The 22,920-nt window shown below is 67.2% G+C and carries 18 protein-coding genes; 13 read left to right on the forward strand and 5 right to left on the reverse strand.

Annotated features, from left to right (window positions below; all coding sequences use genetic code 11):
• Positions 1 to 6: 6 nt before the first annotated feature.
• Both prfB and ACZ3HV_RS35665 read left to right on the forward strand, forming a co-directional pair.
• Complete coding sequence (prfB, locus tag ACZ3HV_RS35660; protein WP_465690999.1) at positions 7 to 1,128, forward strand: peptide chain release factor 2; 1,122 nt, start codon at positions 7 to 9, stop codon at positions 1,126 to 1,128.
• Positions 1,112 to 1,885 carry a pentapeptide repeat-containing protein gene (locus ACZ3HV_RS35665; protein ID WP_465691001.1) on the forward strand — a complete coding sequence of 258 codons (774 nt, stop codon included), beginning with the start codon at positions 1,112 to 1,114 and terminating at the stop codon, positions 1,883 to 1,885. Before prfB ends, ACZ3HV_RS35665 begins: the two co-directional genes overlap by 17 nt.
• Positions 1,886 to 1,892: 7 nt before the next feature.
• On the opposite strand, the gene ACZ3HV_RS35670 is transcribed toward ACZ3HV_RS35665, so the two are convergent.
• The gene (locus ACZ3HV_RS35670; RefSeq protein WP_465691002.1) at positions 1,893 to 3,338 is read right to left on the reverse strand and encodes an MFS transporter; all 1,446 of its coding nucleotides are present in this window, start codon (positions 3,336 to 3,338) and stop codon (positions 1,893 to 1,895) included.
• A 101-nt stretch (positions 3,339 to 3,439) separates the two neighbouring features.
• Here ACZ3HV_RS35670 and ACZ3HV_RS35675 point away from each other — a divergent pair, with 101 nt between their 5' ends.
• The gene (locus tag ACZ3HV_RS35675; protein ID WP_465691004.1) at positions 3,440 to 4,354 is read left to right on the forward strand and encodes a helix-turn-helix transcriptional regulator; all 915 of its coding nucleotides are present in this window, start codon (positions 3,440 to 3,442) and stop codon (positions 4,352 to 4,354) included.
• 264 nt (positions 4,355 to 4,618) lie between these two features.
• Here the strand turns inward: ACZ3HV_RS35675 and ACZ3HV_RS35680 are convergent, their stop codons facing one another.
• Positions 4,619 to 5,527 (reverse strand): LysR family transcriptional regulator, encoded by a 909-nt coding sequence (locus tag ACZ3HV_RS35680; RefSeq protein WP_465691006.1) that lies wholly within the window; start codon positions 5,525 to 5,527, stop codon positions 4,619 to 4,621.
• A gap of 73 nt (positions 5,528 to 5,600) precedes the next feature.
• On the opposite strand from ACZ3HV_RS35680, the gene ACZ3HV_RS35685 reads away from it, so the two are divergent.
• Genes ACZ3HV_RS35685 through ACZ3HV_RS35695 form a run of 3 tightly spaced genes read left to right on the forward strand, consistent with a single transcriptional unit; the run spans position 5,601 to position 7,871 of the window.
• Positions 5,601 to 6,506, forward strand: coding sequence for an EamA family transporter (locus ACZ3HV_RS35685; protein WP_465691008.1), 906 nt, complete (start codon positions 5,601 to 5,603; stop codon positions 6,504 to 6,506).
• A 20-nt stretch (positions 6,507 to 6,526) separates the two neighbouring features.
• Positions 6,527 to 6,811: an antibiotic biosynthesis monooxygenase family protein gene (locus ACZ3HV_RS35690; RefSeq protein WP_360377078.1), complete on the forward strand. Its 285-nt coding sequence runs from the start codon at positions 6,527 to 6,529 to the stop codon at positions 6,809 to 6,811.
• Between the two features lie 4 nt (positions 6,812 to 6,815).
• Complete coding sequence (locus tag ACZ3HV_RS35695) at positions 6,816 to 7,871, forward strand: serpin family protein (protein ID WP_465691010.1); 1,056 nt, start codon at positions 6,816 to 6,818, stop codon at positions 7,869 to 7,871.
• Here the strand turns inward: ACZ3HV_RS35695 and ACZ3HV_RS35700 are convergent.
• Positions 7,862 to 8,686 carry a permease gene (locus ACZ3HV_RS35700; RefSeq protein WP_465691012.1) on the reverse strand — a complete coding sequence of 275 codons (825 nt, stop codon included), beginning with the start codon at positions 8,684 to 8,686 and terminating at the stop codon, positions 7,862 to 7,864. The genes ACZ3HV_RS35695 and ACZ3HV_RS35700 overlap by 10 nt on opposite strands.
• A 79-nt stretch (positions 8,687 to 8,765) precedes the next feature.
• Between ACZ3HV_RS35700 and ACZ3HV_RS35705 the strand changes: the two genes are divergently transcribed.
• Entirely contained in the window at positions 8,766 to 9,950 is a 1,185-nt protein-coding gene (locus ACZ3HV_RS35705) for a serpin family protein (protein ID WP_465691014.1), read from the forward strand.
• Here the strand turns inward: ACZ3HV_RS35705 and ACZ3HV_RS35710 are convergent.
• Positions 9,947 to 10,504 carry a TetR/AcrR family transcriptional regulator gene (locus ACZ3HV_RS35710; protein ID WP_465691016.1) on the reverse strand — a complete coding sequence of 186 codons (558 nt, stop codon included), beginning with the start codon at positions 10,502 to 10,504 and terminating at the stop codon, positions 9,947 to 9,949. The two genes, ACZ3HV_RS35705 and ACZ3HV_RS35710, sit on opposite strands and share 4 nt — an antisense overlap.
• On the reverse strand, positions 10,494 to 10,910 hold the full coding sequence (locus ACZ3HV_RS35715) for an SRPBCC family protein (protein WP_360378167.1): 417 nt from the start codon (positions 10,908 to 10,910) through the stop codon (positions 10,494 to 10,496). Before ACZ3HV_RS35715 ends, ACZ3HV_RS35710 begins: the two co-directional genes overlap by 11 nt.
• Positions 10,911 to 11,010: 100 nt before the next feature.
• Between ACZ3HV_RS35715 and ACZ3HV_RS35720 the strand changes: the two genes are divergently transcribed.
• From ACZ3HV_RS35720 to ACZ3HV_RS35745, 6 genes are all read left to right on the forward strand, one after another.
• On the forward strand, positions 11,011 to 11,205 hold the full coding sequence (locus ACZ3HV_RS35720; protein WP_465691018.1) for a hypothetical protein: 195 nt from the start codon (positions 11,011 to 11,013) through the stop codon (positions 11,203 to 11,205).
• A 4-nt stretch (positions 11,206 to 11,209) separates the two neighbouring features.
• Positions 11,210 to 11,887 (forward strand): PhzF family phenazine biosynthesis protein, encoded by a 678-nt coding sequence (locus ACZ3HV_RS35725; RefSeq protein WP_465691020.1) that lies wholly within the window; start codon positions 11,210 to 11,212, stop codon positions 11,885 to 11,887.
• Between the two features lie 172 nt (positions 11,888 to 12,059).
• On the forward strand, positions 12,060 to 15,521 hold the full coding sequence (locus tag ACZ3HV_RS35730; protein WP_465691022.1) for a LamG-like jellyroll fold domain-containing protein: 3,462 nt from the start codon (positions 12,060 to 12,062) through the stop codon (positions 15,519 to 15,521).
• Positions 15,521 to 21,748 (forward strand): RHS repeat-associated core domain-containing protein, encoded by a 6,228-nt coding sequence (locus ACZ3HV_RS35735; protein WP_465691056.1) that lies wholly within the window; start codon positions 15,521 to 15,523, stop codon positions 21,746 to 21,748. Before ACZ3HV_RS35730 ends, ACZ3HV_RS35735 begins: the two co-directional genes overlap by 1 nt.
• Positions 21,748 to 22,038 (forward strand): hypothetical protein, encoded by a 291-nt coding sequence (locus ACZ3HV_RS35740; RefSeq protein ID WP_465691023.1) that lies wholly within the window; start codon positions 21,748 to 21,750, stop codon positions 22,036 to 22,038. The genes ACZ3HV_RS35735 and ACZ3HV_RS35740 overlap by 1 nt, the downstream gene beginning before the upstream one ends.
• 206 nt (positions 22,039 to 22,244) lie before the next feature.
• Complete coding sequence (locus tag ACZ3HV_RS35745; protein WP_465691025.1) at positions 22,245 to 22,886, forward strand: hypothetical protein; 642 nt, start codon at positions 22,245 to 22,247, stop codon at positions 22,884 to 22,886.
• Positions 22,887 to 22,920: the final 34 nt, after the last annotated feature.

The raw sequence follows: 22,920 nt of genomic DNA on the forward strand, positions 1-22,920 counted from the left end.
TTGGTTGTGGCTGGACTGGATTTTGACGCGGAGCTCAAGCAGCTCGACGCGACGCTGACCTCGATCGAGAAGGTGCTCGATCTTGACGCTCTGCGCCGCGAGATCGCCGACCTCGGAGAGCAGGTCGCCGCGCCGGACCTGTGGGACGACCAGGCGAACGCGCAGAAGGTGACGTCGCGGCTGTCCAGCCTGCAGGCCGACCTGGAGCGGGTGACCGCGCTGCGCAGTCGGATCGACGACCTGGGGGTCCTGGTCGAGCTCAGTCGCGAGGAGAACGATGCGGAGAGCCTGGCCGAGGCGGAGAAGGAGCTCGGCTCGCTGGGCAAGTCGATCCAGTCCCTCGAGGTCCGCACGCTGCTCTCGGGTGAGTATGACGAGCGCGAGGCTCTGGTCACGATCCGTTCCGGCGCGGGCGGTGTGGATGCGGCCGACTTCGCCGAGATGCTGCAGCGGATGTACCTGCGCTGGGCCGAGCGGCACGGCTACCCCACCGAGGTCTACGACACGTCGTACGCCGAAGAGGCCGGGCTCAAGTCGACCACCTTCGGGGTCAAGGCGCCGTACGCGTACGGCACGCTGAGTGTGGAATCGGGCACGCACCGGCTGGTCCGGATCTCGCCGTTCGACAACCAGGGCCGCCGGCAGACCTCGTTCGCCGCGGTCGAGGTGGTTCCGGTGCTCGAGCAGACCGACGAGATCGACGTACCCGAAGAGGAACTGCGGATCGACGTGTACCGCTCGTCCGGCCCGGGTGGTCAGAGCGTCAACACGACCGACTCCGCGGTCCGGATCACGCACATCCCGACCGGCACCGTGGTCTCCTGCCAGAACGAGAAGTCCCAGCTGCAGAACAAGGCCTCCGCGATGGTCATCCTGAAGGCCAAGCTGCTGGCGCTGAAGAAGGCCGAGGAGCGGGCCCAGATCGACGCGCTGCGCGGTGACGTGCAGGGTTCGTGGGGCGACCAGATGCGGTCGTACGTCCTGCACCCGTACCAGATGGTGAAGGACCTGCGCACGCAGTACGAGTCCGGTAACACGTCCGGCGTCTTCGACGGCGAGATCGACGAGTTCATCGAGGCCGGCATCCGCTGGCGCCGCACCGGCCAGACGGTTGCTGAGCAGAACTGATCTTCGCGCCGACTGCGGCAGTTGCTTCGGCCTCTGCTGCGTCGCGCTGACGTTCGCGAAGTCGGCGGACTTCGCTCTGGACAAGCCCGCGGGTGAGGCCTGCCCGAATCTCAGCCAGGACTTCCGCTGCACGATTCACAGCAAGCTGCGTACGGCGGGCTTCCAGGGATGCACGGTCTACGACTGCTTCGGCGCCGGTCAGGAGATCTCACGCCGGGCCGGCCAGAGCTGGCGGGAGCAGCCCGGTCAGCAGATGTTCGCGGCGCTGCCGATCCTGCGTCAGCTGCACGAGTTGCTCTGGTATCTCACGGAAGCCCTTGAATACAAGGCCTTCGACGCGGAGGTGCGGGCGGCCATCGAGCGAGTCGAGGGTGTCAGCCGTACGGCGGACCTCACGACGGTCGACGTGATGGCGGAGCGGGCCGCGGTGAACGAGCTGCTACTGAAGACCAGTCAGCTGGTCCGTGGCAAGCAGAGCAAGAAGAAGGAGCGCCGCGGCGCAGACCTGATCGGCGCCCGTCTCCGCGGCGCCGACCTCGCGAAGGCCAACCTGCGCGGTGCCTACCTGATCGCCGCGGACCTTCGCGACGCCGATCTCCGCCAGGCGGACCTGATCGGGGCGGACCTCCGCGACGCGGACCTGCGCGGCGCGGACCTGACCGGCGCCCTCTTCCTCACGCAATCCCAGGTCAACGCCGCCAGAGGCGACCAGGCCACCAAACTCCCGCAGGCAGTCAGCCGCCCGCCGCACTGGTGAGCACCGCTCAGGCGCGTGAGCGCAGTTGGTGCGTGATCGGAGTCATCAGCAGTGACACCGCGGTGATGGCCAGCGCTACCGCGGCGAGTGCCTTGCCTTGGCCCCACGACGTGCCAGCCAGCGCGAGGTACGCCGTACCGACCGTAGCCGCGCCCAGTGCGAGACAGGTCTGCTGACTGGTGAGCAGGATGCCGCTGCCCAGGCCAGCCTGGGTCGGCGGGACCTGACTGAGCACAACGCCGATCAGCGGCACCATGACCAGGCCGGAACCGAATCCGGCGATCAGCATCGGTACGGCGAGCCTCCACGGGTCCACGTCCGGCCACAGGGTGAGGGCGACGACCGCGAGTACGGCGTACCCGACGGCCTGGATGATCCACCCGCGCAGGATCAGGCCGGCGCCGTACCGCACCTGCAGGCGGGGGCCGTAGATCGAGGTGATCAGGAACCCGACCGCCATCGGCAGCAGGCTCAGACCGCCTTCCAGTGGGGACATGTGCGCCTCACCCTGGGTGGCGAGCGCGAACACGAACATGAAGCCGCCGAACGTGGTGAAGAACGCCACCGCGAGCAGTAGACCGATCCGCATCGCCTTCAGCCGCAGCACGGTCGGTGGGATCAGCGGAGACTGGCCGGACCGCTCAGACCGGTGCTGGTGTACGGCGAGCACCGCTACGGCCGGGATGGTGGCGGCGAGGCACAGCCAGGTCCACAGCGGCCAGCCGAGTGGTCGGCCCTCGGTGAGCGGCAGCAGCAGGAGCACCAGGGTCACTGCGAGCAGTGCGGCGCCGACGAGGTCCACGCGCTGTGCCTTGTCGGCTTTGGTCTCCGGGAGCAGCCGGATCGCGGCTGCTACGGCGACGATGCCGACTGGGACGTTGACGAGGAACACTGCGCGCCAGCCGAGGTCGAAGACGTTGGCCTCTACCAGTACGCCGCCCAGGATCTGACCGAGTGCGGCCGCGGCGCCTCCGGCCACACCGAACATGGCCATCGCGCGGGCGCGATGTTCGCCGGTGAGCAGGCTGGAGATCGAGGCGAGGACCTGTGGGGTCATCGCGGCGGCTGCTGCGCCTTGGGCGACACGGGCCGCCAGGAGTACGCCGATGGTCGGTGCGATGGCGCAGATCAGCGACATGACGGTGAAGCCGGTGAGGCCGATCAGGAACAGGCGCTTGCGGCCGAGGCCGTCGCCGAGCCTGCCGCCGACCACGAGCAGCGTCGCGTTGGCGATGCCGTAGCTGCCGACGACGAGTTGGAGCTCGCCGGAGCTGGCGTGCAGGTCGGATCCGATCGCGGGTAGCGCGACGTTGATGATGAAGAAGGAGAGCATCGGCAGGAAGGCGCCGAAGAGCAGGGTGGTCAGAGCCACCGGCCCCAGCGGCGACGCGACGGCAGGCTGCGGCGTGGCGGGGGTGTCACGGGCGGTGGCAGCTTGGAGCTGGTCTGTCATGCCTCCACCCTGCGCTCACTCGCAGCCTGGTGGTGAGAGTCTACTTATCCTGGTATTCACACCACCTGGAACCAGGTTGTACTTCAGCCCATGATGGTGTCATGACCACTGTTCCAGCCACCACGGACAATTCCTTGCGCACCACGAGCCGCGGTGTGGAGGAGTCGGCCGGGCCGGTCCGGGACGGTGTGGGTAAGGGGGAGCGGCGGCGGGAGTTGGGGGTGTTCTTGCGGAGCCGGCGGGAGCGGATTCAGCCGGAGGAGGTCGGGTTTGCGCCGGGTGGGCGGCGGCGGACGCCTGGGCTGCGGCGGGAGGAGGTGGCGTTGCTCGCGGGCGTGGGCGTCACTTGGTACACGTGGTTGGAGCAGGGGCGCGACATCAACGTGTCGGCGCAGGTGCTGGAGTCCGTGGCCAACACGCTGCGGCTCGACAAGCTGGAGCGCGACCACCTCTACACACTGGCCGGTCTCCCACTCGGCCCCGCCCGTGGCGAGTGCACGGTCCTGCCCTCGTCCATCCAGAAGATGCTCGACACGGTCTCGCCGTACCCAGCGCTCGTACTCAACGCCCGCTACGACATCCTCGCGTTCAATGACGCGTACTGCGACGTGATCCTCGACCTGCGCGTCATCCCGGTCGAGGAGCGCAACATCCTCTGGCTGACCTTCGTGTCGAAACAGTGGCGGTGCAGTTTCACGGAGGCGGAGTCGATGAAGCACCACATGGTCGCCGCGTACCGGGCCGCGCTGGCCGATCATCTGGGCGAGCCGGTGTGGCAGGACCTGACCCAGCGGCTGCTGGCCAGTTCGGCGCTGTTCGCGGAGTTGTGGGAGCGGTACGACGTTGCCGCGCCGAGCACCCGGATCAAGGTGCTGGACAACGCGAAGGCCGGCATCCTGCGGATCGAGCCGGCGATCATGTGGCTGACCCGCGCCGGCCAACTCCGCGCCAACATCTACACCGCCGCCGACGAGGAAACCGAAACCAAACTCCGCACCCTCGTCGGCTCCAGCTGAAAGGCCGGACCAAGGGCCGGCTGAGGGGCGGTCAGCCGGCCGGCCGTGCCCCGGCCGCCGGGCAGGGCGGCCGGGGTAGCGCGAGGGCCGGTCACGTGACCGGGATGCCGGGGTTGGTGATGGCCTTGCCGCCGGTGATGGTGTTGGTGCGGTCGATCGGGGCGGTGACGAGAGGATGGTTAGGAAGGTTTCCTAATAGTTCATGCGAACCTAGTGGTCACTCCGGAATGTTGTCAACCGGTCGCGCAAGGTGATCACATTCGATCATGCGGTGTCGCGGTCGGGCCAGGCTGTCTTCAACGTCTGCAGGGTGACCGAAATCGCCGGACGGCGGGAGGTCGTCGTCCGCCAGACGGCGTACAGGCGGCGGCTCGGGGCGGGCTGGAGCGGGATCACGACCACGCCGTCGGGGAGTGTGCCGCGGCCGAGCCGCGGGAGCAGGCCGATACCGATGCCGCGGGCAAGCATGGCCAGCTGGGTCTGGTACTCCGCGACCGAGTAGGCGACGTTCGGTTCGACGCCGGCGCGGCGCATTGTCCGGATCAGCCACTCGTAGCAGACCGAACCGGCCGGCTGGCAGATCCAGCGCTCGCCGACCAGGTCCTCGGCGCGGACGAACTCCTTGCCGGCCAGGCGATGCGTCTCCGGGACCAGCACATCCGCCGGATCCGACCCGAGCTTCACGCGGGACAGTCCCTCCGGCAGGCTGAGCGGCGCGTTGTGCCAGTCGTGCACGACGGCGACGTGGACCTCACCGCGGTTGACCGCGGCAACGGCCTCGAACGGATCGGTCTCGACGAGACCGACATCGAGGCCCGGGTTGTCGTCCATCAACCGCCCCAAGGCATGCGGCAACAATCCTCGGGCCGCGGTCGGAAACGCGGCGATGGTCAGCGTCCCGATCGCCTGTCCCCGTTGCTCTTCCAATGTCAGCTCGGCGTCCTCGACCAGCTCGAGAATCTGCGTCGCGGTCGCTGCCAGCTGCCGGGCCGCGTCGGTCAGCACGATCCCGCGTCCCTGGCGCTCGACCAGCGTCGTGCGCGTCTCCCGCTCGAGCTTGGCCAGCTGCTGCGACACGGCCGACGGTGTGTACCCGAGCACCTCGGCGGCGCGATTGACCGAGCCGTACTGCGCGACGGCCTGCAGAGCGCGGAGCCGGCCGAGATCCATCATGTAGCGCTCCTACATCGAAGGCAGTAGAAATCGGTGCTGGTCCTTAAGTGTAGTCCCGCCGAGACTGGACGGCATGAAACCCCGTGACCTGCTGCTCGCGCTCGCCGTCGTCCTCGTCTGGGGCGTGAACTTCGTCGTCATCGAGGTCGGGCTGGAGGACTTCCCGCCGTTGCTGTTCTCGGCGTTGCGGTTCTTCTTCGCCGCTGTGCCCGCGATCTTCCTGCTCGGCAAGCCGCGGGTCGCCTGGCGGTACGTGATCGGCGTCGGCCTCGCGCTCGGTGTCGCGAAGTTCGGCCTGCTGTTCATCGCGATGAAGGACGGCGTCCCGGCGGGTCTGGCGTCGCTGGTGCTGCAGAGCCAGGTGATCTTCACGGTCGTCTTCGCGATCGTCGTACTGCGCGAACGGCCGCGGCGGGCGCAGGTGGCCGGCATCGTGATCGCCTGTGTCGGAATGCTCCTGATCATGCTCGACCACGGTCTCTCCGCTCCGCTCGGAGGGCTCGTCCTGGTGATCGCGGCCGGCGCCTGCTGGGGCGTCTCCAATACGATCACCCGGCATGCGAAGCCGCAGGACACGTTGCGCTTCATGATCTGGGTCAGCGCGGTGGCCGTCGTACCGCTGACGCTCTTGTCCCTGCTCACCGAAGGACCGCGGGAGGACCTGGACGCGCTGCGCGGGATCCAGCTCACGGGCATCGGCGCGATCGGCTACCTCGCCTTTGTCGCCACCCTGTTCGGTTTCGGCACGTGGGGCTATCTGCTGCGCCAGTACGACGCCAGCACGGTGGCGCCGTTCTCCCTCTTGGTCCCGATCGTCGCGATGGCCACGGCCTGGCTCGTCCGCGGCGAGACGGTCGGACTCCAGCAGGCGATCGCGGCGGCGCTGGTGATCGGCGGCATGGCCTGCACCGTGATCCGGCGGCGTCCGCGGCGCCCGGCGGAGTCCGGGGAACGGATCCTCAGCGAGTCGGCCGCCTGAGCCGTGAGAAGGTTGGCGGCATGGTGCTCGAAGTCGCGTTGTTCGATGTGATCGCCGGCCAGGAGGACGCCTTTGCGACCGCCTATCTGGAAGCCCGCAAGCAGCTCGAGAACGCGGAGGGCAGCGGACAGATCCGGATGGTCCGCGGCATCGAGACGTCCACCCGCTTCGTCCTTCAGGTCGAGTGGGAGTCGGTCGCGGCGCACGAGGCGTTCCGCGCGAGCGACGCGTTCGGTGTCTGGCGCGGCCTGATCGGCCCGCACTTCGCGAACCCGCCGCACGTCGAGCACTTCACGGACGTCTGAGGCGATGGATGCCGGCAACGTCGCTCGTCTGACCGCTCGCTGGATCGAGAGCCTTCCCGGCGAGGACAGCACCGTCGTCTCCGGCCTCGGAGTCCAACCCCTGCTCGCGATCCTCGCCGAGCTCGCCAGCGACCCGGCGCGCAGCGAGCTCGCCGCGGCCGCCGGTGGACGGTACGACGGTCTCCCGCACACGACCGAACTCCGGATGGCCTTGGGGCTGTGGACCCGGCCGGAGATCGTGTTGCAGCCGGGCGTCGATCGGTTCCTGCCGCCGGACGTGCGGGGCACGTTGACCGATCAGGCCGCGCTGGATGCCTGGGTGGTCGAGCGGACGGACGGTCTGTTGCGCCGGATGCCGATCCGGCTCACCCAGGATGTGATGCTGGTGCTCGCGTCCGCGCTGGCGCTGAAGACCAAGTGGGCCCTGCCCTTCACCGAGTACCCACGCGGAGATCGTCGCTGGCTGGGCCGGACCGACTCTGACCTCTCCAGCGTTCGGGTTTTTGAGAGCGCGGTCGGTCCGCTCACGGTTGTGACGGTCGTCGGCGTCGGGGAGTTCGACGTACGCCTGGTGGCGGGTGCGGCTGGTCGGGGCGCCGTACTGGCGGCTGCGCTCGAGCTGAGCGGCGCCGGGGTGAGCGGGGCGGAGTTGCTGGCCGGCGAGCGGACGGCGCCCGCGTTGCAGGTGATCGAGTCGATGTCGCCGCAGCCGAGCGTGATCCTGTCGATGCCGTACTTCGAGGTCGACGCGGAACACGATCTGCTCGAGCATCCCGACGTATTCGGGCTGCGGACGGCGATGGACAACAGCCGCGGGCATTTCCCGGGGTTGAGCTCGCAGCCGCTGGCGATCGACCAGGCCAAGCAGGCGGTGATGGCACGCTTCTCCGCGACTGGGTTCGAAGCGGCCGCCGTGACCGCGATGCCGATGGCCGCCGGGTCCGCGCCGATGCCGGGTGGGAAGGCGCTGCTGGTGTCGTTGGAGCAGCCGTTCGGGTTCATCGCCGTACATCGGCCGACAGGTGTGCCCGTTGTGGCCGGCTGGGTGAACTACTCGTAGGGGTTCAATGGGGCGGTGACGGGATTGACCGTCTCGACTGTGAGGGCGGCGACGTCGCCGTCGACGCGTTTGGTCGGCTCGGCCCACTGGCCGGTCACCGTGACCCATTGGTTCTTCGGTGGCGCGGTCTGGCCGCGGGCTTCGACCATGAACGCCGTACCGTCGGCGACGCAGCAGGTCAGGCCGATGCGGGTCACGTACCAGGTGCCGTTCTTGGCCGGGGTGACGAAGCCGGTCAGCTGGAACGCGCGGCCCTTCATGCTCTCCTTCTCCCAGACCGCCCAGACGGCGTAGTCCCGGACGGCGAGCGCGGTCGGCGCGAGCGAGGTCACCGCGCGCGCGACCACCACCTTCGGCTGACCGGGGAACGCGACCGCGGTCGACGCGAGTACGACGGGGTTGATCGCCGGCGCGGACAACAGGAACGCGATCGCCGCGGCCGGCGTCACGCCCCGGTTCATCAACGCCGCCGACACCGGCACCGACGCGCACTCACAGCCGGGCAGTACGACGCCGGACGCGCTGGCCACCGGTACGGCGAGGGCCGGGTGCTTGGGCAACGCCTTCGCGAAGAACGACGCCGGGACGAATGCGGTCAGCGCCGCCGACAGCAGGACCCCGAGCACCAGGAACGGCAGCGCCTGCACGGTGACACCGACGAACATCGTCGCCCAGGTCCGCACCCCGTCGTCGGTGAACAGGTCGTTGAAGATCCGCCGTCCGAACAACGCCAGCCCGACCAGCAGAACCAAGGTCGTGGTGAAGGCGATCGAGGACCCTTCAGGCTCCTTCACGGTGCCGGACGGCGTCGTCATGGGCGGCATCCTGACACAAAGTATTTGCAAATGAAAATCAGCGTCATCCCGGTCGGGAGCCGTGTGGCAGGGTGGAGGTATGGATGCCGACGTGGTGCGCGCAGTCAACGACCTCACCACCCGCTGGGCCCGCGAACTCCCGGCGGGCAACACCGTGGTGTCCGGGCTCGGCCTGTGGCCGTTGCTCGCGATCCTGGCGACCGCCGCCGACGAACCGGGCCGCGCCGAGCTGGCTGCCGCTGCCGGTCTTCCGGCTGACCAGGGATCCCGGCAGGCGCTCGCATTGATCCAGGCGATCGAGGGGTCGGCCGATCTGCACGCGGCGCTGGGTGTGTGGGTGAGCGAGCACCTCAAGCTCTCCGAGGCCTTCGACATCGTCATGCCGGCTCCGCTGGTCGGCATGCTCACCGGGCAGGCCGCTGTCGACAAGCCGAAGCTCGACGCGTGGGCGGCGCGGCATACGAACGACCTGATCCGTGAGATGCCGCTCGAGATCACGCCGGATGTCATGCTCGTGCTCGCCTCGGCGCTGTCGTTGCGCACCACGTGGGTCCGCCCGTTCACCGAGCAGATCAGGCGCGTGGGCGACGGTCCATGGGCCGGTTCGTGGCATTGGCTGGACCGCGTCGACAACGATCTTGACGCCGTACGTCGGTACGAGCACCCGTCTGCCGCGTGGCTCACGGTCGTCACGGTCAGAGGTGACGCCGACGTGGACGTCCTCCTCGGTATTGGGCAGCCGCAGGTCGCGCAGGCCGACGTACTCGCCGGTCTGCTGGATGTCGCCGCGCGTCCGGCCGACGGCGTCCCAGGGAGCGCATTGATCGAGCAAGCGGACGCCGGGTCCGGGGTCGCGCCGGGGGTGAAGATCGGCCAGACCACGGCGCCGCGGCCGGATCTGAAGCTGACGTTGCCGTCGTTCAACGTCGAGGCGGAGCACGATCTGCTGGCGTTGCGTGAGCTCTTCGGGCTGAGCGCGGTCACCACGGATCCGGGCGAGCGCGGGCACTTCAGCGCGATCAGTCCGACCCCGCTCGCCGTCGGGCAGGCCAAGCAGAAGGTGCTCGCGCGGTTCTTCGCGACCGGGTTCGAGGCTGCGGCCGTCACGGCGATGGGCCTGATGCGCGCCTCGATGCCGACCCGCCAGGCCCGCCGGCTCGACGTCGTACTGGACCGGCCGTTCGCGTTCGCCGCCGTACTTCGGGAGTCCCGCCTGCCGATCGTGGCCGGCTGGGTCGCGACGCCGACCGAACCGGGCGCTTAGGACGCCGGTTCGGCCGGGAGACTGAACAGCCGGTTGAGCAGCGCGGACGCCTCGTCGACGCCCGCCTGGTCGCCGGTCAGCAGCAAGTCGAACAACAACCCACGGGACGCGGCCAGACCGAGCCGTGCGTACGCCGGTGCTTCCTCCGGCGGGATGCCCGCACGGATGCACAACTCGATCACCGGTGGAAGCCACACGTTGATCAGATCTGCCTTCAGAGCCTCGGTGTGCGGCAGATCCTGCATGGCGTGTGCGCTGAGCTCGAAGAACAACGGCCCGTAGATCAGCGTCGCCTCGGTGACACGTCGCCAGAACAGTTCGTTCTGCTCGGCCAGGGGTAGGTCGGTTGCCATCACCTCGGCCAGCAGATCGCGCTGCTGTCGTTCGACGGTGCGCACCACCTCGGCGAGCAATCCCTCGCGGGAGCCGAAGTGGTAGATCAGCATCCGGTGGCTGGTGCCGATCGAGGTCGCGATACTACGCAGGCTGGCGTCTCCGATGCCGTTCTTCGCGAAGTGCTCGACGGCCTCGGACAGCAGAGACTCACGACTCACTGATTTGCTTCAGCTTTGCCGTCTCGGTCGCGATGTAGCGCTTGGTGAGACCGGCGTACAGCTTGCCGAACAGCCAGCCGAGCGGACCCTCCTGGATGATCGTCGCGGTCGCCACCGTGCCTTCCGGCGTACTGACGACGCGGTGACCGCCGGTGGTCTTGATGCCGGGACCTTTGGAGACCCACTCGAAGTACTCGCCCTCCTTGAGTTCCGTCACCTCCCAGATCGCGACCGGCAGCTTCGGCTGGCGGATCCGGGTCTTGGCGCCGATGTGGATGCGGCCCGCGTCGAGCCGCTCGACGGATTCGACGGTCGGGGTCCACTCGGGCCACCGCTCGACGTCGCTGAACACCTGCCACACCCGCTCGGGGGAGGCCTGAATCGTGCTGGAATGATCGAAGCGCATGTACCAAATGGTACATCAGGCCAAGAGAAAGGTCAGCACTGTGTCAGGCTTCGACGGGCGTCCGTCGCGCTCGTTCCGGTGCCAGGTAGGGTCTGTGGCCATGGCTGAGCAGAACGTCCCGCAGAACCTGGAGAACGAGCAGGACCCGGGCGCGAACACCCAGATGTTCCGCGCCTTCGTCAACGAGGGCCAGACCGAGGCCGCCACCGATCCCAAGCTGAACGGCCGCGTCCTGGCCGTCGTCGGTGCCGCGGTGGTCCTGATCGCGGTCATCGCCGCGATCGCCGTCTTCTGACGGGTTGACCACCCTCCACGTCGAGGTCGTCAGGGTCTTCGCCGACCCCGACGGCCGGTTCGGCAACCCCCTCGGCATCGTCGAAGGCCACCTCGTCCCACCCGCCGACCGCCGGCGCGTCGCCGCCGAACTCGGCTACAGCGAGACCGTGTACGTCGACGATCCGGCGACCGGCACTCTCCGCATCTACACAGCCACGGGCGAGATGTCCTTCGCCGGCCACCCCACCGTCGGCGCCGCCTGGTGGCTCCACCACCACGGCCACCCGGTCGACACCCTCCACGTCCCCGCCGGCACGATCCCCGTCACCCGCACCGGCGACCTGATCTTCGTCCAAGCCGACACCACCTGGGGCAGCACCTGGGACTGGCACCAGCTGCCCACCCCCGATGACGTGCTGTCCGCCGACCCCACGACGTACTCAGCCGGTCACACCTTCCTCTGGTCCTGGATCGACGAGCCCACCGCCACCGTCCGAGCCCGAGCCTTCGCCCCCGCCATGAACGTCCCCGAAGACGAAGCCACCGGCTCCGCCGTCACCCAGCTAACCGCTCGACTCTGCCGCGACCTCCTCGTCATCCAAGGCGCTGGCTCCCACCTCCACACCACCTGGCACCCCCCGGCCCATGCCACCGTGGGCGGCCGAGTCCTCCCAGCAGAACCCCGCACCATCGACGTCTGACAGCATTTCTGCGGCCAAAACACCAGGGGTCCGGACGAGGTCTGTCACTTGTTGCAATTTCGTTGACGCGTCGGGTAACGGCCGGTCACTCTTAGTCCGCCCTCAGCGTCGCTGGGTGGCGCACCTCGGGGGTGCTCGCAGTTCGGCTGTTGTCACTTTCAGGGGTGGGGTTATGTCATCCAACGGGTGGTTTCTGCGCGCGCTCGTGCGCCAGGTCGGAATTCTCTCGGTCATCGCCGCGGGGCTGGTCGCGGTTCCCGCTGCCGCCAAGCCGGTGAGTCCACCGGCATCCGCCAAGACGGTTGCCGAGGCAACTCGGCTCGCGGCTCAGTACGGCACCTCGGTCGAGGTCGAGGAGAAGACGACGGAGTACTCGCGGACCGTCGCGACGCCGAACGGGACGCTCAGCGCCGAGGTGTCGAACCAGCCGGTGCGGGTGAAGAAGGACTCGGGCTGGGTGTCGATCGACACCACCCTGGCCACCCGGCCGGACGGCATGATCGCGCCGAAGGCGTCGACGATTGACGTCGCCTTCTCGGGCGGCGGTGACGGCGTGCTGGCGCGGTACACCGACAGCGACGGCGTCTTCGAAATGAAGTCGCCCTGGCCGCTGGCGAAACCGGTGATCGTCGGCTCCATCGCCACGTACGCCGACGTACTTCCCGGCGTGGACCTGGTGGTCGACGCCACCAAGGAAGGGTTCAGCTACAACCTCGTGGTCAAGTCACGCGCGGCGGCGGCGAACCCGGCGCTGCGGACGCTGACGTTCCCGGTGACGACGCGGAACCTCGAACTGCGGACCACGCAGGCCGGGCGTCCGGCGTACGTCGACCGCGAGGGGCGGCAGGTGCTGACGGTCGGCGAGGCACTGATGTGGGACTCGGCCGGCGCGAGCAGCAAGTCGAAGTCGAACGCCGCCGCAGCGGTCGACGAAGGTCCGTCCGGTCAGGCGAAGCGAGCCCTGATGCAGTTCGGCGGTGACGCGAAGGGGCTGACCGTCACGCCGGATCAGCGGATGCTCAAGGACGCCGCCACCGTCTTCCCGGTCGTGCTCGATCCGACCATCACGGGCACCGCGCCCAAGACCGGCTGGACCGCGGCCTGGGAGCTGTATCCGACCACGTCGTTCTGGAAGACCACGCACAGCCTCGGGGTCGGCTACGAAGGATTCGAGCAGGACAAGATCGTCCGGTCGTTCTTCCAGTTCGACACCAGGGCGTTCACCAGCAAGAAGATCATCTCCGCGTCGCTGCGGACCTACGAGATCCACTCCGCGAGTTGCTCGGACCGGCAGGTGACCTTGTCGCGGACCGGCCCGATCTCGTCGGCCACGACGTGGAACAAGCAACCGGCGTGGCAGGCCGACGTCGCGACCTACGTCGGTGCGAACGGCTACAACTCGTCCTGTCCAGCGGCCTTCGTCGAGTTCAGCGTGACGAGTTCGATCCAGTACACGTCCACCGCTAACGGCAGCGTGGCCACGTTCCGCCTCCGGGCGGCCAACGAGGCGGACGAGATCGCCTGGAAGCAGTTCGACAGCACGGGCATCCTGACCATCGAGTACGTCGCCTACCCGTTGCCGGCCTACGAGCTCGGCGCCGCGACCCAGACCGATCTGCCCAACCCGTGCGCGCCGTCGAACGACCCCACCATCGTCGCGTCGTCGAGGCCGGAGATCTCGGCCAAGGGCCGGGTCGGAACCGGCGACACCGGCGCGCGGATCGTCGTCCAGTTCCAGATCATCAGCCAGTCCCAGCAGATCTGGGAGTTCCAGGGCACGACTGTCGCCCCAGGCGTTCTGGTCAAGATGCTCGCCCCGTCGAACCTCGCCTCCGGATCCCTGTACACCTACCGGGCCCGGACGCTCTATGCAATCCCGGGTGGAACCTTGGTCTCGGCATGGTCAGGCACCTGCTACTTCAAGGTGGATACCACTCCGCCACCCGCTCCGACCATTACTGCCACCTACAACGGCACAGCGCTGACCAATTGCGCGAAGAGTTCCACGCCTGACATCTGCCCGGAGGTCGTTCCGTTCGGTGCCAAGGTGACCTACACGATCTCGTCGACCAGCACCGATGTCGTTGCCCTCAGCTACGGCTTCAACGGGCAGCTGACCAAGGTCACCGGACGATCGGTGACGGTCTCGCTGGTCACCCCGAGCCAGACACTCATCGACCTGGAAGCGAAGAGCCACGACGCCGCCAATCACACCAGCACGACGTCGATCTTCCGTATCAACGTCGGTCCAGGACTGCCGCCCGTGGCGGCCTGGGCGTTCGACGAGGGCGGCGGTACGACGGTGGCCGATTCGTCCGGGAAGAATCATCCCCTGACAGTCACCGGCGCCCAGTTCGACGACGCCGGCCGGATCGCCGGGTCGATGGTCTTCAACGGGCAGAACGACGGTGACAACCGGGCGACCGTCCCAGGCCAGATCGTTGACACCTCGGCGAACTTCAGCATCTCGGCCTGGGTCCGGCCGACCGCGTTGAACGACTTCGGCGTGGTCGCCGTAACCGGAACCCAGGCCTACGGCGCGATCCTGCGGTACGCCGCCTCGGCCGGCCGGTGGACGTTCATCCAGAACGTCTCCGACTCGACGACCGCGGCCCAGGCCCGGGTCGACTCGCTCGCGCCCCCGGTGCTCTACACGTGGACGCACCTGCTCGGGGTCTTCGACGCCAGCAGCAAGACGATCCAGCTCTACGTCAACGGTCGCCTGCAGGGCACGGCCGCCTTCACCCACACACCATGGAAGGCCACCGGCTCGGTCGAAGTCGGGTCGTACCGGGTCGGCACCTACAAGGGCGTCATGACCGGCGGAGTCGACGACGTCAAGATCTACCCCCGCATTCTCACGGCCGCCGAGGCGAACCAGGCGGCCGATCCGCGCGGCGGCCCCTCCGGCAACGACGAACCCGTCGCCGGCCTGACCGCGAACTACCCGTTCAACAACTCTGCCGCCGGCACCGATCAGGTCTGGCGGACCGGTGAGACCGTGTACGGCGCCAACATGGTGGTGTCCGGGTTCGGCGGGACGGCCGACCAGTCGTCCGCCATTGTCGAGGATCCGGACCGTGGCAAAGTCCTGGCGATGACCGGTGCCGCCACAGAGGCGGTCTCGCTGCCCCGCCCGATCATTGATGCGTCGGCCAGTTTCACCATGACCGTCTGGGTCAAGCTCTCGGACACCTCCACACCTCACGTCATCGTGCGCCAGGCCGGCACGACGAAAGACTCCTGGCGTCTGGAGTACCGGCTCGGCGAGACAACCGACGAGGGACTCTGGGTCTTCTCACGCACGAGCAGTGACTCGAGCTCGGGGACGGTCACCGAGGTGACCCAATCCACGAACGTCTTCACCGCCACCGACTGGACGGCCTTGGTCGGTCAGTACGACGCGGCCAGCGACACCATCTCTCTCAAGGTCGCGGACCGGTCCCAGGATGGCGGCCTCGCATCCTTCACCACGACCCCTGTGACGTCCGGATCGACAGTCGTCGGCAAGGCCCCCACCAGTGGAACGGCACTGCCGTTCGCCGGTTACGTCGATGACTTCCGGCTTTATGCGGGAGTAGTTCCCCAACGCCAGCTCTGCACCGACCTCGGCGACGAAACGAGTTGCTCGTGATGAAGCGAATCCATCGCGATCTCCGAACCCGCGTCCTGCCGGCAGTTCTGGCCCTGTCGTTGACGGCAGCTGTTCTGCTCGCCGGAGCCACCAGCCCGGCACAGGCAGGCTCGACGCCGGAGCCGGCCAAGGTGAAGCCGGCCGATCTCAAGGATGCCGATGTCGAACCGGTCAAGCCGGTCGCGGCACCCACCGAGTCCGCCGAGATGAAGAAGGCGGTCGACAAGACGGCCGCGGACGCGGCCAAGCCCGTGGTGTGGCCGGCGCCCGGGCGCCGCAGTCTCGCGGTCACGCCTGTCGACTCGGCGACGGCAGCTCAGGTGTCGGCGCGATCGAAGTCGGCGCGGCCCACGGGCACCGTCGAGCTGGACTTTCTCGACCAGGCCGCTAGCCTGCGAGCCGGTATCAGCGGCGTCCTGGTCACCGCGAAAGCCCCGGCCCGCGGCGATGTGGAGTTGACGTTCGACTACTCGGGTTATGCCAACGCATTCGGTGCGGACTGGAGTTCGCGGCTGACTGTGGTTGCCCTGCCAGCGTGCATCCTCACCACACCGAAGGCGCCCGCCTGCACAGTCGCAACCCCGCTGGTGACGCAGAACGACACCGCCGTCCGCAAGGTGACAGCAGCCGTCCCGGTCGGACCGACCGCAGCGGTGCTCGCGGTGACCGCCGGGTCCGAGTCGAGCACCGGAGACTATGCGGCGACACAGCTGTCACCGTCGGCCAGCTGGTCGGGTGGCGGCGCCAGCGGAGATTTCAACTGGTCGTACCCACTGCGGGTGCCGCCGCCCGCAGCAGGTCCGCAACCGAAGCTGGCGTTCCAGTACTCGTCGCAGGCAGTCGACGGTCGTACGTCGGCGAGCAACAACCAGGCGTCCTGGGTCGGCGAAGGATTCGACCTGACGGAGTCCTACGTCGAGCGGAAGTACGTGAGCTGCGACCAGGACGGGCACGCCGACAAGTTCGACCTGTGCTGGAAATACGACAACGCGACCCTGGTGCTGAACGGCGCTGCCAACGAACTGGTCCGCAGCAGCGGTGCCACGATCGGTGCGAGCACGTGGAAACTCAAGAACGACGATGGCTCGCGGGTCGAGAAGGTGATCGGCACCAACGACAACGGTGACCGTTTCAAGGAGTACTGGAAGGTCACGACCACCGACGGAACGCAGTACTACTTCGGCTTGCAGACACTCGGGCAGAACTCGGTCTGGACCGCCCCGATCTCGAGTGACGACAGCGGCGAGCCTTGCTACAACGCGGTGTTCGCGAGCTCGTTCTGCACCCAGGCCTGGCGCTGGAACCTGGACTATGTCGTCGACCTGCATGGCAACGCGATGACCTACAGCTACGCGAAGGAGACCAACAACTACGCGAAGAACGGTGTCGCCTCGCCCGGTACGCCGTACGACCGGGGCGGCTATCTCCTGCGGATCGACTACGGCCAGCGTTCCGACAACCTGGCCGCGAAGGCGCCGCAGCAGGTCGTCTTCACGACTGCGGAGCGGTGTCTGGCGAACTGCTCCGTGCTGAACAGCACGACCAAGGGCAACTGGCCGGACGTGCCCTTCGACCAGGTCTGTGACACCGGCGCGGCCTGTACCAACAAGCTGGCACCGACCTTCTTCAGCCGAAAACGCCTTTACCAGATCCAGACCCAGGTCTGGAACGGGACGGCGTACCAGGCCGTCGACTTCTGGCAGACGAGCCTGACCTTCCCGTCGACCGGAGACGGCAGTACCGGCGCCCCGATGTGGCTGGCCGGGATCTCGCACAGCGGCAAGGTCGGTACGACGTTGAGCGTGCCGAACGTGACGTTCAAGGCCGTTGGTCTCGCCAATCGGGTCGACAGCGGATCGGACGGCCTCAACGGGCTGATTCGGTACCGGGTCAGTGAGATCAACACCGAGACCGGCGCGAAGATCATGCTGAACTACGCGGGCAAGGAGTGCATGGCCGGCGCCAAGCCGGATAAGGACAGCAACACCAAGCGCTGCTACCCGGTGACGTGGACGCCTCCGCGCGAGGTCGAACGGACGGACTGGTTCCACAAGTACGTGCTCGACAGCGTCGTGACGTCCGACCAGACCGGCAACGGCGAGACGATGGTCACCAACTACGTCTACTCCGGTGGTGCCGCCTGGCACTACCAGGAAACGGCGCTGCTGAAGGACAAGGACAAGACCTGGTCGGACTGGCGAGGCTACGGCACCGTCACCACCTACACGGGTGACCCGGCCGGTCCGGGCCAGCGCAGCAAGACCACAACCACGTACTTCCGCGGCATGGACGGCGACAAGCTCGAAGGGTCGACCGCGCTGAAGAGTGCGGACGTCACGGATTCGGAGGGAACGGTCCGTGCCGACGCCGCGCCGCTGGCCGGTCGTCCGCGTGAGCAGATCCTCTATCAGAACGCGTCGACCACGGCCGAGGTATCCGCCACGATCACCGATCACGTGATCCGGCCGACGGCGACCCAGACGGTGCCGTGGGGCACGCTGACCGCCAACTTCGTCGGAGACTCGGCAACGAAGGCGCGGACGGCGCGCGACGGTGGCCGGGCCGATCTCGTCCGGATCATCAACACCGAGTACGACCCCGACAACAACCTGCCGTCGAAGGTGACGGATTACGGCGACTCGACCAAGGTCGACGAGACCTGCACGATCACCAGCTTCGCCAAGAAGCCCGACGTCTGGCTGCTGTCCACTGCGAACCGGGTGGTGTCCTCGTCGGGGGTGTGCGACACGTCCTCACCGAATCCGCCGGAGAGCCGCGTCATCTCCGACGTTCGCACCTTCTACGACAACCTCGCTTATGGCGATGCGACGAAGGGCGATGCAACGAGCGTCCAGCGGCTGCACGACTACACCGGCGGTGTGCCGTCGTACCTCACCACGGGCACGAAGGTGTACGACGCCTTGGGGCGTACGACGTCGATCACCGATGCTCTGGGACGCGTCACAACCACGGCGTACACGCCGGCCGCCAGCGGACCGTTGACGCAGACGGTGGTGAAGACGCCGACTGTCACAGTCCAAGGCGGGACGACGGCCAACTTCGCCACGACTACCACTCTGCGACCGGAGTGGGGACTGCCGTCGAAGACGGTCGACCCCAACGGCAAGGTCACCGAGCTGGCGTACGACGCACTCGGCCGGCTGACCACTGTGTGGCTGCCGAGCCAGGCCCCGGCGTCCAGCAAACTCGCCAGCACCAAGTACACCTACACGTTGTCGCAGACCGCCGCATCGGTCGTGCGGACCGACGAGCTGAACGTCACAGCGGATGGCTACAACACGTCGTATGCGCAGTTCGACTCATTGCTGCGGCCGAGGCAGACGCAGGCACCGGGTGCCAACAGCGGCCGGGTCATCACCGAGTCCCGCTATGACTCGCGCGGGTTGGTCACGTACCAGAACAGCAACATCTGGGATTCGGGGGCGCCGGCTGCTGCCATGGTCAACGTTCCCAATGCATCCGTGCCGACGCAGACGTACAACGAGTACGACGGTACCGGTCGCGTGGTCAAAGCGACCTTCCAGTCGGTGCTGCAGCCGAAATGGTCGACATCGACTCTCTACGGTGGCGACACGACCACGGTTCTTCCGCCGGACGGCGGGAGCGCCAAGGCGACCGTGATGGACGTCCGCGGCCAGGTGATCGAGAGCCGGGAGTACGGCGGGAACACCGTCACCGGGACGCCCGACATCACGAAGTACGCCTTCGACCTGGCCGGCCGGATGACTCAGATGGTCGGTGCGGGCGGGACGTGGACGAACACGTACGACGTGCAGGGACGGAAGATCCGCAGCACCGATCCCGACTCGGGCTTGACCGTTTCGACGTACGACGACGCGGATCGGCTGATCTCGACGACGGATTCCGACCAGAACACGCTGGTTCACACCTACGACGCGCTCGACCGACAGACCGGGCTCTACAAATCGGCAGTGGATCCCGCGAACCAGCTGTCCGAGTGGACCTATGACAAGGCGGGTCTGCTGGGCCAGCCGTACACCTCGACGAGCTACACCGCGGGCAAGAGCGGACCGGCGTACCAGGAGATCATCTTCGCCCGGAACAACCTCTACAACCCGACGACGATCATCCGGAACATCCCGTCGGCCGAGGGTACGGAACTGGACGGCGCCTACTCGACCTACTTCACCTACAAGCCGGACCAGGAATCACCGAGCCTGATCTCGTACTCGGGCGGAGGCGGTCTGGGGGCCGACGACGTCCAGTTCGACTACACCGCGCTAGGCCTGCCGTCTCGGATGTACAGCACGCGTGGCACCTATGTGAACGGGGCGCAATATACGCAGCTGGGCGAGCCCTCGCTGTACGACCTCGGTTCTGCGAGCGACATGAACATCGTGAACCTGTACGAGGACGACACGCGCCGGCTCAGCCGCAGTACCGGTGGCAAGGGAACGATTTTCGCCGACCACCTCTACAACTACGACCCGGCCGGGAACATCATCCAGGACCAGGACCTGGTCAGGGGCGGTGACACCCAGTGCTTCGACTACGACGGGCACCAACGCCTCACCGAAGCGTGGACGCCGGCCGGTGGGGACTGCAGTCAGGCACCGAACGCGACCTCGCTGGGCGGCGCGGCGCCGTACTGGCAGTCGTGGACCTACACAGCGACGGGTCTACGGCAGACGCAGGTCGACCACTCGACGACGGGTAACGTCACCAGCACCTACACCTACAACACCGCCCAGCCCCACACGCTGGCGAAGGTGACGGGTGCCGGTGCCGACAAGAACTACGGGTACGACGCCCGTGGCAACACGACCGTGCGTCCCGGCCAGACGCTGACCTGGAGCCCACAGGGCAAGCTGTCCAAGGTATCGGGCTCGAGTGGCGACACCGACTACGTGTACGACGCCAGCGGCAACCTGCTGGTGCGTCGTGGACCGACGGAAACGACTCTGTTCCTGGGCGAGCTCGAGCTCACGCTGAACAAGGCCACCAGGCAGGTCCTGGGCAAGCGCCAGTACGAGTTCAACGGACAGGCGATCGCGGTCCGCTCCGCGAACGGGACGGCCACTTCGGACGTGTATTGGCTGGTGAACGACTATCACCAGACGTCACATGTGGCGGTGAACGCGGCGACCCTGGATGCGAGCGTCCGCTATGCGACGCCGTTCGGCGACCTCCGGGGAGCGGCGCCGACGGACTGGCCCGACAATCACGGATTCCTCGGGAAACCCGAGGACGAGACGACCGGCCTCACGACTGTCGGAGCTCGCGAGTACGACCCCTCGATCGGCCGCTTCATCAGCGTCGATCCGCTGCTGGACGTCACCGACCCGCAGCAGATGCTGGGGTACACCTACGCGAACGACAACCCGGTCACCGGCTCGGATCCCACCGGCCTGATGAACGACACGGAGGGCGGCAGCCACGGCGATCCGTGGTCCCCACCGCCCGCGGTCGACCCCGGAAGCGACCACGAAGGCCGGGTCGGCCTGACCCGCAGCCACGACGAGCAGGTCGACTACTACACGAAACCGACCAAGCGGAAGGTCGGGCGGGTCTCGCTCGTCGCCGAGAGCAGTCACACCTTCGGCGTCGCCTGGGAGACCTCGGCCAAGATCTGGCGCAAGAAGATGAGCCACGGCAGCCAGGAGGCACATCTCCCATCGACCGCCTGCATCAACGCCGACGAACAACTGTGCATGGGCTCCGGCTGGCTCGACGTCGGCTACTTCATGGAAATAGTCTGCAAACAACCCGGCATCTACTGCGCCGGCGACCGCCCCACCCCCCTCCAAGGCGCAATCCAAGCAGGCGTAGCCGGCGGCTTCATGTTCGGCGGCGGCCCCGGTGCAGGCGGCAAGCTCGGCGGAGGCAAGGGCGGTGCTAGGGGAGGTGGCGGGCAGCCAGAACTCGCTGACGATGTCATCCTAGTCCGAGGCGGAACCAACGTCCCCGAGCGTTTCACCAATGGCAGTGGTGTCACGGCCGACGCAGACGGCCGCCTGTCTGGCGTATCCGTGACCCGTGGGAGAACTGTCAAGGAGGCATCGGCCGGGATCCTGAACGGCCAGGTCGGATTTACCACTGTTGGAGACGTTCGCCGAGCTGGTGGTACTGTCACGCCAGATCCGACAAGAAACAACCCGTATCACTGTTTGCTGAGCGGGTGCACGGCAGATAAATTCAGCCAACTCTTCACGCCAACTATCCGGAATCCATGGAAGGAGCGCTGATGGCGATTCCAGATGAGACGCTGGATTATCTGCAGGAATTGTCCGATGCCTGTGATGCTCCGCCGTGGCATTCGATCGTGGAAGGACGGGACCAGGATTCCGGAGACAGCTTCATCATGGTCAGGAGTGGTAAGGACCGGGGTGAGGATATCTATGTCGAACGCGAGGGACGACTGGCCGATGCGGCATACCTGGATCTCATAGCGGCGGCTCGAACATTCCTGCCCCTCCTTGTCGCGGAGATCAGGGAGTTGCGGTCCCGCGACTCCTCGGGATCGCCGGCAGAGTAGGGCGTCAAGGGGATGTTCATCTGATCAAGGGAAGCGTGAGTGCAGGTGTAGCACTCGCCAGTACGACTGGGTCGTGCGGAAATGATGGCAGTTGATCGGGATCTTCGGGTCGAGAACGGCTACGTTTTGATGGCCGTTGAGGCGCTTCTCGGTTGATCACTCCGGATATCTCGGCGGTCGGTCCCGAGTTTCCGGGTGATTTCGTCGTGATGAAATTCTGGGTGGTGCAGGACAGCGCGGATATACGAGAGTTGGTCGACGAGGCTGTGTTCGAGATGGAGGCTCTGACCACTCCGGACGGCCTGCCTATCCAGCGTGAAGTGGTCGTCGGTCCGCGCCAGGTGGATTGGGAGACGTGGGCGGGGCGGACGATCTACCACGCTAAGGAACGAGGCCGGCAGCCGAAGTACCGAGATCGTGGATTGAGGTGGAGATCGAGCTTGGCGAGCGTCGAGCGGGGCATGGCGCTGGAGAACGGGTATGTCGTGAGTGCCGTTCAGGCGTTGCTGAGGCTGATTACGCCTGACATCACGGCGGTGGGGCTGGAGTTTCCCGGTGATCATGTGACGTTGAAGTTCTGGGTACGACGGGACTCCGCCGATGTCCGGGAGATCGTCCACGATGCCTTCTCCGACCTGGACGCCCTGCAGCTCCCCGACGACCCGCCGCTCGAGGCCGAGATGGTCGTCGGCTCGCCTCAGATCGACTGGGGCGTCTGGCGGGGTCGCATGGTGTATTGGGCGAAGGACAGCGGCGCGGAGCCGGACACTCCCGCCGACCACCCGGCACCGATCCCCGAGCAGACTCTTGGGTCTGGAGGAGCTGTCGGCCCGGGGCGACGCAGGTAGCCGACGGCGCCGGCCCGCACGCCATCCAACTCGA

Source organism: Kribbella sp. NPDC020701 (genome assembly GCF_055562215.1).

Bases quoted from the DNA above. Each gene is read 5' to 3' on its own strand.
- ACZ3HV_RS35670 (WP_465691002.1), bottom strand. From the start codon at position 3,338: ATGACAGACCAGCTCCAAGCTGCCACCGCCCGTGACACCCCCGCCACG.
- ACZ3HV_RS35675 (WP_465691004.1), top strand. From the start codon at position 3,440: ATGACCACTGTTCCAGCCACCACGGACAATTCCTTGCGCACCACGAGC.
- ACZ3HV_RS35680 (WP_465691006.1), bottom strand. From the start codon at position 5,527: ATGATGGATCTCGGCCGGCTCCGCGCTCTGCAGGCCGTCGCGCAGTAC.
- ACZ3HV_RS35685 (WP_465691008.1), top strand. From the start codon at position 5,601: ATGAAACCCCGTGACCTGCTGCTCGCGCTCGCCGTCGTCCTCGTCTGG.
- ACZ3HV_RS35690 (WP_360377078.1), top strand. From the start codon at position 6,527: ATGGTGCTCGAAGTCGCGTTGTTCGATGTGATCGCCGGCCAGGAGGAC.
- ACZ3HV_RS35695 (WP_465691010.1), top strand. From the start codon at position 6,816: ATGGATGCCGGCAACGTCGCTCGTCTGACCGCTCGCTGGATCGAGAGC.
- ACZ3HV_RS35700 (WP_465691012.1), bottom strand. From the start codon at position 8,686: ATGACGACGCCGTCCGGCACCGTGAAGGAGCCTGAAGGGTCCTCGATC.
- ACZ3HV_RS35705 (WP_465691014.1), top strand. From the start codon at position 8,766: ATGGATGCCGACGTGGTGCGCGCAGTCAACGACCTCACCACCCGCTGG.
- ACZ3HV_RS35715 (WP_360378167.1), bottom strand. From the start codon at position 10,910: ATGCGCTTCGATCATTCCAGCACGATTCAGGCCTCCCCCGAGCGGGTG.
- ACZ3HV_RS35720 (WP_465691018.1), top strand. From the start codon at position 11,011: ATGGCTGAGCAGAACGTCCCGCAGAACCTGGAGAACGAGCAGGACCCG.
- ACZ3HV_RS35730 (WP_465691022.1), top strand. From the start codon at position 12,060: ATGTCATCCAACGGGTGGTTTCTGCGCGCGCTCGTGCGCCAGGTCGGA.
- ACZ3HV_RS35735 (WP_465691056.1), top strand. From the start codon at position 15,521: ATGAAGCGAATCCATCGCGATCTCCGAACCCGCGTCCTGCCGGCAGTT.
- ACZ3HV_RS35740 (WP_465691023.1), top strand. From the start codon at position 21,748: ATGGCGATTCCAGATGAGACGCTGGATTATCTGCAGGAATTGTCCGAT.